General features: G+C 25.3%; 1 protein-coding gene. It reads left to right on the forward strand.

From position 1 onward, the window contains the following. On the forward strand, window positions 1-1654 hold a 1654-nt coding region (locus tag AVBRAN12640_RS09785; RefSeq protein WP_336613005.1), incomplete at its 5' end, for an autotransporter outer membrane beta-barrel domain-containing protein. Window positions 1655-1785 lie beyond the last annotated feature (131 nt).

Raw genomic sequence — 1785 nt, forward strand, 5'->3', positions numbered from 1 at the left:
AGTAATTAAAAATATAGATTTAAAAACAACTTCTATTAGTGCAAACAAAGGAGAGATTACAAACTCAAATGTATTCTTAAATAATACTAATGAAGGCTCTAAAGATACTAAAGTATTTTTAAAAGGTAAAGATGATAATGCTAGTAGTGTATATGATAAAGCAGAAATAACAAGTGGAGATTACACTATAGAAAAATCAGCTATTAAAGGTGGTATTAGAGCTAATACCTTAACTACAACTAATTCAAAAATAGTAGGGCAATTAGCAGTAAATAATCTAAACGCTACTCATTCTACATTTTATATAACAGGTGGTGGATATAATACTTCTTTATATAATCACTTTAGTGGAGCAATCATTGCAAGATATGGTGCAAGTGGCTTTAATAATATAATTAATATTTCTAATACAAACTTAGGCTTATTAATTAATGGCTATGTTCCTATTGCAATTATTAATAATACTACTAATTCAAATACTACTAATTCAAATTCTACAAGAGCTGATATGATAGCTGCAGCACCTAAAGTAGTTAATAAAGACTTCTTTAAGATAACTTATACAACACCTATTTCAAGTGTATTATTATCACCTAATCTAGTTCATTATACAACTATGCAAGATGAGAATGGAACTAAAGAAGTTTGGAGTGTAGGTTTAGCTGGTAAAGAATTAAGCAAAGATGAAATCCAAGCAATAATTGATGGTAAAGGCAATGTTAATTACACTACAACAGAATTAATTAATAAAAACTATAAAGATTATTTTATGAGTGAATTATTAGACGATAATACAAAAGCTGAATTAAAAAGCATAATTAATACACCTTATTATGTAGCAAAAAATCAAGCAGAGATTTTAAATGATAGATTTACTTATCTAAGAGATGATATTAAAAATCACGGCTTTTGGGTTAATAATTCATATAATTATTTAAAGACTAATTATAATGATTTAAGAAACAAAGGTACAAGCGTTGGTATAGATAAGAATATAAGCTTAGATAGATTTAATCTAACTTATGGAGTATTTGCAAATATTTCAAGATTAGAAATAAATAAAGCTTTAAGCTCTTCTACTAATGTAAGGTCATTTGGAGCTTATGCTTCTACTAATTTTTATAATGGAAGCTTTATTGATTATTCTTTAGCTTATGTAACATTAAAAAATAAATTTGAAGCTAAAAAGATTGATTTATATACTACTAATTACTTAGACTTATATCAAATAGGTTTAGGCTTAGGACATAGATTTAGTATAAATAATAATTACTTAGAGCCTAATATTAAATTAATAGCTACTAGATTTAAGGACTTAGACTTAAAAGGAACTAATGCAAGTATAGAAACTAAAAAAGGTCTTCAAGCTAGTATAAAAGCAGGAGTTAAAGCAGGGGTTGAGTTTAACAAAAACTTTAGCTTAGTTACTGAATTACAATACTTTAAAGACCTAAATGCTCTTTCAAAAAGTAAAGTAGTAGCTCTTTTAGAAAACAATTTTAACAATATCCAAGATAGTGGCTTGAATGCTAAAATAGGATTTTTAGTAAAACCAAATTCTAAATTAGACATTAATGCTGATTTTACAAAGAATATTTCTAATGAGTTTGATACAGGATATAGATTAAACTTAGGATTTAGCTATAAGTTTTAATTAGAACTTTAATAGTTCTAATTAACTTAGCTTTATTCTAAATACAAAGCTATTTCATCTGATATTAAATAGTTTTTATTAAATACTTTATTATCTTTTATAAAAACCAAATCTTTTAAATCATCTAATTT

The sequence above is a fragment of the Campylobacter sp. RM12640 genome (assembly GCF_020137595.1).
Lineage (GTDB): Bacteria > Campylobacterota > Campylobacteria > Campylobacterales > Campylobacteraceae > Campylobacter_E.